The following is an 8,144-nucleotide window of genomic DNA, read 5'->3' on the forward strand; positions in this document are numbered from 1 at the left end:
TATAATACAAGCAAGGGCAGAACCTCAAAAAAACAGCTCTGCCCAAGAGTAACTAATGACATATCTTATATCAGTTTTTTGAATTTACACAAAACTTGAAACGGTCTCGGGAGGGATAGTATCGGCTCCTTGGCTAGCTCGAATTTTTCTATTTCCGGATGGCATTGGAGAATGGAAACGATCTCCTCAAATGCTTTAGAGTCTTGCTCTTGCAACTCCAAAATGATCATTCTCCCAATAATATCACCACCTTATTTAATGTTTTTTTCTAAAAGACTTATTACCCCAGGCTATTCCAATGTTTCAATGTATTCCTCTAAACAAATATTTTGAGAAAAGATTTCAAATGCAGCATCATTTCCGACATACCGATAATGCCAAGGTTCGTAAATTGTATGGGTAATATCCGTTTTATCCTCCGGGTATCGTTGTATAAATCCATACTTATACGCATTTTTGGAGAGCCACTCATAAACTTCTTCACTGGTACTTTGAGATTTATCTGCATTGATGTCAACAGCCAGTCCTAATTGATGTTCACTCGTTCCGGGAACAGCAACCCATTCCTTGGCTTTCTTCTCAGCTTCTTCGCTAGAATAACCTTCGTTTTTGTATGCCTCTATTTTTCCTTCCAAAATCTGCTGTTGTGTTTCTGCGGTACGATAACCATCAGCTACAAAAAGTCCAAGACCTTCTGCTCTGGCAGCATCGAACATCTCTTGGAGAGAAGGATAGATTCTGGAATCAACTTTCTGGCCATTTGACAATTCTGTCAGTTCCACTGTATAGTCATCTGGGATGTAATTATCTCTATTGACCAGAATTAAGTTCCAACCATATTCTCCGCTGGCAACATGATGATACTGAAAAACATCTCCCAAATTGGGTAATATGTTTCTAAATCCAACGATGCCGAGCAGTAGCAGTGAAAGTAATACAATAAGACGTTTTGTTCGTTTTTTCCTTCGTACTCTCATTTATTTAATTTGTGTCCTCCGATATACAATAAATAGAATCGGAAAGATTAGGCAGAACAAAATCAGGTACAAAGGAATAATGACAGATACGCTACCAAGTATATTTCCGCCAATATGATATAGACTGAAATCCTCCAGATTTTTATTGATGGACAATAACTGATCTGGGAACAAAGTCATAACACGCGCAAATGCCTCAAGCCGTCCCACAAAAGGCGGGATACAAGTGATTATAAACGGAATCGTAATTGCAAATACCGTAGAATGCGTTTTAGCGGAAGACCCGCAGGTGCTGGTGTTGACTACTTGTTCTTCGGAGTTTACCGACGCAAGAACTGTGATCCTGGCTTTCATGGAACCGAGTACAGTAAGGGAAGATGTGAGGAATATAAAATGAAGAAGAAACGATTCGGAGTCATCGGAATCGCACTGGCTATACTGTTTCTATTGGGAGCAGCCCCGTCGGTTTTAGCTGCCGGCCTGCCATCTGTTGCCATACCGGTCAAGGTGGAGGTGGAAGGAGCGGCGCCATCGGTTCCGGAGGAATTTGTGGTTCAAATGGAGGCGGAGGATCCTTCCTATCCAATGCCGGAGGGAAGTGTGGATGGAATCTTTGAAATGGTAATTTCGGGAAATTCTTTTATGTCTTTTCCCTCCATGTCCTACACGGAGCCGGGCATTTATACTTATACCATCGAGCAGATAGCGGGTTTGAATCCATTATGCGCCTATGACCCATCGGTTTATCATCTGAAAGTATCGGTGACAAATGCGCAGGACGGTTCAGGACTGACGGCGATGGTTGCGCTCCGTTCGGAGGATGCGGACGAAAAACTGGCGGAGGCAATGTTTACAAACCGATACGGCACATCGCCCGTTCCACGCGATTCCAACCCGCCCAAGACTGGTGATGAATCCAATATATTGCTGTATGGGTATTTGGCGCTTGTAAGTATCGCCGGCCTTGTGGTGAGCGTCGTCATACAGAAAAGGGGAAAACGGCGCTCAAGCTGATATTGGGCGCGTTGGCGCAGGAAGGTATACGGCGTGATACTTGCGCTGTTTGCCCGAAAACTGGATTATGCTATGGAACAGCGCCTTGTGATGCTTATTACAGGGCGCTGTTTTGTATGGGCGGCGATGCGTATGCATACCTCAATACAAGGAAAAGAGAAGACGTGAGACATAGGGTTATGGGAGAGTTACTATGGAGTTCAAAGACGTTCTAAACCGATATATGGAGCGGACCGGATGCTCCGCCAGGGATCTGGCGGAACGCTCCGGCCTGTCCACAGCTACAATTAGCCGATATCGCTCTGGAGACCGTGTGCCGGAAGCAGATTCCAGGCAATTGGAGAATTTAGCCAAGGGGATTGCGGCGATAGCAGCCGAAAAGAAAATTCGGGAGATGGAAGAGGAAGCGGTTCGGCAGGCGCTCTCCGAGCAGGCACAGGGGCCTGGTATCGAGATAGAAAAACTCAGATTGAATTTTGATACCCTGCTGAAGACATTGTCCGTCAGCGTATCCGATCTTGCGCGTTTTTTGAGCTATGATCCTTCGTACCTGTCCCGTATCCGAAAGGGGCAGCGCAAGCTGTCCGATCCTCAAAAATTTACGGCGGATGCCTTTTTAAAGCTTGATGCAAAAACAGAAGGTACAAGGCGGTCAATCCTGTCATCCCTGCCGCTCTACACGGCCGACGATGCGCTTGTCTTTCAGGTTTTGAGGGACAATCGTGTTTCGGAGAAAAACCAGATCAGGATCATGGAACATATTGCTTTTCAAAGGGAATTGACGGAAGAAATTCTATCCCACGACTCCATCTTTGAAGCGTATCCCAACTTTTCAAAAGATGAGTTTGCCCAATACCCCATGACGCTATCCTTGGCTGGCGCTTTTTATGAAGAGGATATCGTCTACACCTATGAGCAATATCGGGAACATCTGGAGATGATGAAGCGCTTTTCTCAGATGCATAAAAACTACCATATTGAGGAAAACAAATCTCCTGCGTTCCGCCATATCCAAATTCTTATCCATGAGGGAAGCTGGGCGATCGTGTCCAAGGAAAAAACGCCGGCGATTCATTTTGTTATCCGGCACCCCAAAATGCGAGAAGCCATGGAAAACATCACAATGCCCATTGTGGAAGGGGAAGAGTATAAATGAGGCTAAATCCGAGTCCCTTGCGTTTGAAAAATGGGTATAAATAAACCAGGCATTCCCTGCTTGCACAGCCTTAGCTGGATACAAGTAAGGAATGCCTGGTTTTGCGATGTGCCTTTTTTACTCCATCGCTTCCCTGTACTCTGGATATGTTTCTTGGATTTTCCGCGCCAGATCCCAAATCTCCTCGTCGCCGGAAAGCACATAGGATGTTCCGCCGGCGCCATGGAACCGGTTTTCATCAAACCAGAAGAGGCAGGTATCCCCATCCGCTGTCTCAAACTCCAGGATCCGGCTGTCTGTAGAGCCGCTGAAAGCTTTGGATACAATGGTCGTTTCCCGTAATGCCTGCAGGATTTCGGAGATGATTTCTTCATCCGTCGTTTCGTAGCGTCCCAGGATGTTATCGTTGTGATGATAGGTAAGCGCGACCGGCAGCTCTTCCAGCGACTGATCCAGAAATTCCTGCTGGCTTTCGGTGCAATAGGCCCGAAGCGATGTGTCTTTTGGGGAACACCCCGCCAGTACGCACAATAAAATCAGCAAAACGGTAATTTTAATCCTCTTCATCCGAATCCCTTTCTGACTGTCATGGCCTGCGCTGTTTTTCTATGTAGAGCTGGTACAATCCCATGCGTGATTTTACACCTGCTTTCTCATAGATCGCCGCGATATGCCGCTGACAGGTTCGCCGGGATAGATACAGTCCATCTGCGATCTCCTGAATACTTTCCTCTGAATTGACCAGCTTGTCAAATACTTCGGTTTCCTTGGGCGTAAGGATAAACAGCTCCGACAAAAGACGGAACGCTTCCTGAGGGTCCAGGTCTGTCGGGATATCCTTGGGGGTGCCGGATGAAACCGGCATCCAGGCTGTATAAAGATAGATGACTACGCTGACGGCCACAAACAGGACCAGTGCCAGAATGATGGATGCCATGCCATTGCTGTCAGAAACAAGCAGCGCTACAGAGGCGTTGGTAAGCAAAGCGGCGCTCACGTTATTCATGGCGCGCCCCATACCGGCCCACAGCGCTGGCGTGGGCATATGGCGGGCAAAATCCAGAAAGCTGGTGGTGAAGAATACCACGAAAAATCCAGCCGAAAGATAAAATACGATCAGGCCGATCAAAAACGGGCCGCCCAGCTTGAGTACTACCAAACAGATGACGGACATCAGCATGACGCAGTACATCATCATGGCCATAAATTTCCGCTTTCGGATATCAAAAAGAAAGCCGGCAGAAAGGCCGCTTACCGCCAGCAAAAGCCGCGGCCATTGCCCGATGTCAGTGCCTGCTGTATGATGCATGGTGACCGCGTTGTCCAGCGTACTGAAGATACATGCCATCAGGATGACAAGCAGTGCAAGGAGTCCGCCGGCGGCGATCTTCTTTCGGGTTCCCTTCCCATCCTCCTCTATGGCGGGAGACGGGAGTTCTTCCGCTTCTGCATTTTCCTGGCGGCAAAGCCTTTCTGCCTTCAGTAACAGCGCTAACGCTACAAGGGCAAAGAGTGAAAGTATCAAGGCTTCCGCAGTTTCCAGATCCACAAGATTGTTATTTAGAAACTGCAGGAAGATCCCAAGGGCATAGGAGATACCAACCATACGCGCCAGATGGGTGCGATCCTTCGCCAGTTTGAAAAACAGGTAGTGGGCCGCGCTTCCCAATATCCCCAGAAACAGGAACAATGCCATTCCGGAGAGCAGAGTGGACGAATAAGAAACATGTTTTTGAACCAAAAAATTGCATACTGCCGCTGCTAGTGCAAGGATAAAAAGTCCAACGATTTGTACCCGCCTTTTCAAAAAGCGATGAAACAGCGGATAGAGCAAAAAACCGACAGCGCTTATTCCTAACGCGTAGTTTTGCGCAATCACCGTTTTTTCTTCCCCTGCCGTAAGCGAGATCATATTCACATATAGGTACTCGGCGCCAAGAAATAGAAAAGTAAAAATACCAAGCAGCAGAATCGCATAAATGGATTTTGGATTTGTGAAGCTTTTCTTTATTATTACCATACGTCTCATTCCACCCCCTTTCTCCGCAATGGTACAATTATAGATTATTATACTATAAACGGCATGGATTTTCAACGATTTCGGTCGGTTAGAGACTTTTTTCGCTGACGTTTTGCGGAATATACAATCCTTCCTGTTTGACCTAAACCAGGGATGCTCCTGGATAAAACCGTATATTTTTGGAGCTGCGTTCCGCATCCGGGAACTACCGTTTTTTTGCGCCCGCACATGCCGTTTTACCGCAGCCACACGGTGTAGCCGCGGTAAACAAGGAAACATCCTGAATGAGAGAAGCTGTCTAGTAGGTGATATTGTGGACGTAAAAATAAATCAGCAGGCCACCCAGCCCAGCGCCGCTTATCAGGCTTGCCCACGTCCAGAATAAAGACAGCAGAAGCCCCAGGAAAATAAACACGCAGAACACCACGACAAAAGCGTCTCTCTGGAAGAGCATGATGAATTTGATACAGGCGATCACAACCCCTGCCATCATAACGAGAGCCCCAAGAAGAGCCAGAACAAAAACGTACACCCCCGCCATCTGGAGAATTGAGATCAAGATATTAAAGCCAAGACCTATCCCCGCGATCAGGCTGCCTACTTTGATGAGGCTGTCACGGGTAGCGCTGAACGCGCCAAAGAAAGTAGTACGATGTGGAAACTGCCAAGCTAATAATGGCGGTGAGGGCAGTGAGGAACCCACCGATGGCGCCAATGAGATGGTACGGCCTGAACCTTGCATACATACGATATATCCCCTTTATATCCCCTTTCTGATCCTGCGTTCCGAAAAGGTCAGCTGAAGCTTTTTGGACATTCTGTGTCCTGGCCGGCCTTCCATCATGTGAACTTTTCGTTTTTTACATAGCAGGAAGCTGGTGTTTCTAACAGGCCGCTTTAGCGCCAAACTAAAAAAACACTGTGGCGCACCTGCGCCATTTTGAGAAACGAAGCTTTGAGCGGAAAATTGAGGCCATCCACCCTGTACAGAGTGTAATACCTCTTAAGTTTACAGGACGTAGCAGGCCGCCTGTCATGATCGGCAATCCCTTTTGCACAATCAAGGTGTTTTGGAATTTTCACACAAAAAATAGATTGGCGCAGGTGCGCCATGCGTTTTTTGATAAATTGGCGCGAAAGCAGCCTGCACAGATCCTTAAAAAACGATACAGTAAAACCATAAAAGGACAAAAAAAGAGTTTGGATCGACTTTGGCGTTACAGGCCGAGCAGCAAAGCGATTCATGAGACCAGGACAGAAGAAAGGAGGCACGAATGAAAAAAAGAGGGGCAGCGGCACTTCTGGCAGCCATCTGTTTGCTGGCGGGGTGTGCAGCATCAGATCCTGCGCTTCCGGCAGAGACTCCGACCCCGACAGAGACTTCGTCCCCGGCATACCAAGGGGACTCCCTTTTTGCTTACTGCACCGAAAAGCAGCGGGAGCTTTTGGAGCTGCCCCATGAGGAACTGCCGGTGGAACTGATCTTTCACCATTGGACAGAGACGGCGGCGGACTACGAGACAAGGGACGAAACGGTGATCGCCGGGGTCTTGCAGGCACTGCGGGATGTGTCGGTGGAATCCGAGTCACCCATCGTCTCTACAGATACCCGGGGGCTTACATTTGTGACGGCGCAAGGGGATACCTACAGTTTCTGGTTTGATAAACGCCGGTTCGAAGGGGTGGATGGCAGGTGCTATGTCCTTTCCGAAGATGAAAAGCTTTGGGAACTGGCGTGGGGGATTCGGACAACAGACCCAGAATATCAGGATCTAATGAGATAAGCGGTATTTCCCCATGATTTCCGCGAAAAATGTGGATTGGCGCAGGTGCGCCACATAATTTTTGGGAAATTGGCGCTAAAGCGACCTGCACAAATCCCGAAAAAGGCGCTACAGTAAGTTTTGTTTGACAAGGAGGAGAAACCAAATGCAAGCAAAAAAGAAAAAAAGAAACTGACGGCGTTGCTGCTTGTATTCTTATACAGGAAAAAGCGGAAGGCACAGGATAACCCGCCAGCCGGAGGAAAGGATCCGTCCGGACCGGACGGCGGAAATACCAAAAACTGATTCTATTTGCAAAGGAGAGAATGAAGATGCTTCGAAAAAAGAGTTTGCTGGCGCTGCTGCTGTCCTTATGCATGGTGGTAGGAATACTGCCGGCGACAGTGTTTGCGGCAGGCGCAGGTATGCCCCAAAACATACGATGGGCAGAGAGCCCTAAAAGCATGGTACAGTGGGACGCGCCCTCGGGCGGCGGCCAGTATCAATACGAGCTTCGGTTGAAGCTCGGCGAGACAATAATTGACGGTCCCGATTTGACAGTACAGAGATATCATCTGTTTAATGGCAGCCTGATGACGGAGGCTCGCGAAAATTACACAGTTGAAATAAGGGCGAGAAGCTGCATCATTGTCGGAGAGTTTCCCAACGAATACGTTACCAGCCCAGGAGAATGGGGTGACTGGGCTACACTTGAAGGCTCCGGCGGCGGAGAGGGGCCTACTCCCCCCCATGAACACAGCTTCGACGGCTGGAAAAATAATGGAACCCAGCATTGGAAAGAATGCAGCTGCGGAGAGAAATCTGAAGAGAGCCCCCATAACTTCGGCGAATGGGAGCTGATCTATTATGATGTAAATACGAAGTATGACGTATGTGAAAGGCAGTGCCTTACCTGCGGCTATGAGCAGATTGATAGATACAGGGAACACCAACATTACTATACCGACGACTGGAGTAGCGGTTCGACTACACACTGGAAGGTATGCTACTACTGCAAAGAAGTTAATCAAGATACTGTAGCCAACCATACTTTCGGCGACTGGACGGAAACCAAGCCTGCCACCACAACGGAGGAGGGTTTAAAAGAACGCACCTGCTCCGTCTGCGAATATACGCAGGAAGAGACGATTCCGGTCCATACGCACGATGTTCACGATAAAGCATGGAAATATGATGATACTAATCACTGGCAG

General features: G+C 48.0%; 10 protein-coding genes. 5 read left to right on the plus strand and 5 right to left on the minus strand.

Annotated elements, in window-relative coordinates:
- Positions 1-290: 290 nt before the first annotated feature.
- Entirely contained in the window at positions 291-977 is a 687-nt protein-coding gene (locus H6A20_RS12785; RefSeq protein WP_087161968.1) for a M15 family metallopeptidase, read from the minus strand.
- Positions 978-1,370: 393 nt separating this feature from the next.
- Between H6A20_RS12785 and H6A20_RS12790 the strand changes: the two genes are divergently transcribed.
- Both H6A20_RS12790 and H6A20_RS12795 read left to right on the plus strand, forming a co-directional pair.
- Positions 1,371-1,991, plus strand: coding sequence for a Spy0128 family protein (locus H6A20_RS12790; RefSeq protein WP_140398027.1), 621 nt, complete (start codon positions 1,371-1,373; stop codon positions 1,989-1,991).
- Positions 1,992-2,184: 193 nt separating this feature from the next.
- Positions 2,185-3,147 carry a helix-turn-helix domain-containing protein gene (locus H6A20_RS12795; protein WP_204907488.1) on the plus strand — a complete coding sequence of 321 codons (963 nt, stop codon included), beginning with the start codon at positions 2,185-2,187 and terminating at the stop codon, positions 3,145-3,147.
- Positions 3,148-3,264: 117 nt separating this feature from the next.
- Here the strand turns inward: H6A20_RS12795 and H6A20_RS12800 are convergent, their stop codons facing one another.
- From H6A20_RS12800 to H6A20_RS12815, 4 genes are all read right to left on the minus strand, one after another.
- Positions 3,265-3,714 carry a hypothetical protein gene (locus H6A20_RS12800; RefSeq protein WP_076779351.1) on the minus strand — a complete coding sequence of 150 codons (450 nt, stop codon included), beginning with the start codon at positions 3,712-3,714 and terminating at the stop codon, positions 3,265-3,267.
- Between the two features lie 19 nt (positions 3,715-3,733).
- Positions 3,734-5,167 carry a response regulator transcription factor gene (locus H6A20_RS12805; RefSeq protein ID WP_204907489.1) on the minus strand — a complete coding sequence of 478 codons (1,434 nt, stop codon included), beginning with the start codon at positions 5,165-5,167 and terminating at the stop codon, positions 3,734-3,736.
- 298 nt (positions 5,168-5,465) lie between these two features.
- On the minus strand, positions 5,466-5,909 hold the full coding sequence (locus tag H6A20_RS12810) for a hypothetical protein (RefSeq protein WP_087174572.1): 444 nt from the start codon (positions 5,907-5,909) through the stop codon (positions 5,466-5,468).
- 155 nt (positions 5,910-6,064) lie between these two features.
- Positions 6,065-6,562 (minus strand): hypothetical protein, encoded by a 498-nt coding sequence (locus tag H6A20_RS12815; protein ID WP_204907490.1) that lies wholly within the window; start codon positions 6,560-6,562, stop codon positions 6,065-6,067.
- A 50-nt stretch (positions 6,563-6,612) separates the two neighbouring features.
- Between H6A20_RS12815 and H6A20_RS12820 the strand changes: the two genes are divergently transcribed.
- The 3 genes from H6A20_RS12820 to H6A20_RS12830 all read left to right on the plus strand — a co-directional run.
- Entirely contained in the window at positions 6,613-6,951 is a 339-nt protein-coding gene (locus H6A20_RS12820; RefSeq protein ID WP_204907491.1) for a hypothetical protein, read from the plus strand.
- A gap of 120 nt (positions 6,952-7,071) precedes the next feature.
- Positions 7,072-7,236, plus strand: coding sequence for a hypothetical protein (locus tag H6A20_RS12825; protein ID WP_204907492.1), 165 nt, complete (start codon positions 7,072-7,074; stop codon positions 7,234-7,236).
- 26 nt (positions 7,237-7,262) lie between these two features.
- Positions 7,263-8,144: hypothetical protein (locus tag H6A20_RS12830; protein ID WP_204907493.1), on the plus strand; the 882-nt coding region annotated here is incomplete at its 3' end.

Origin of the sequence: Mordavella massiliensis (assembly GCF_016901695.1) — a bacterium.
In the GTDB taxonomy this organism is placed as follows: domain Bacteria; phylum Bacillota; class Clostridia; order Lachnospirales; family Lachnospiraceae; genus Claveliimonas; species Claveliimonas massiliensis_A.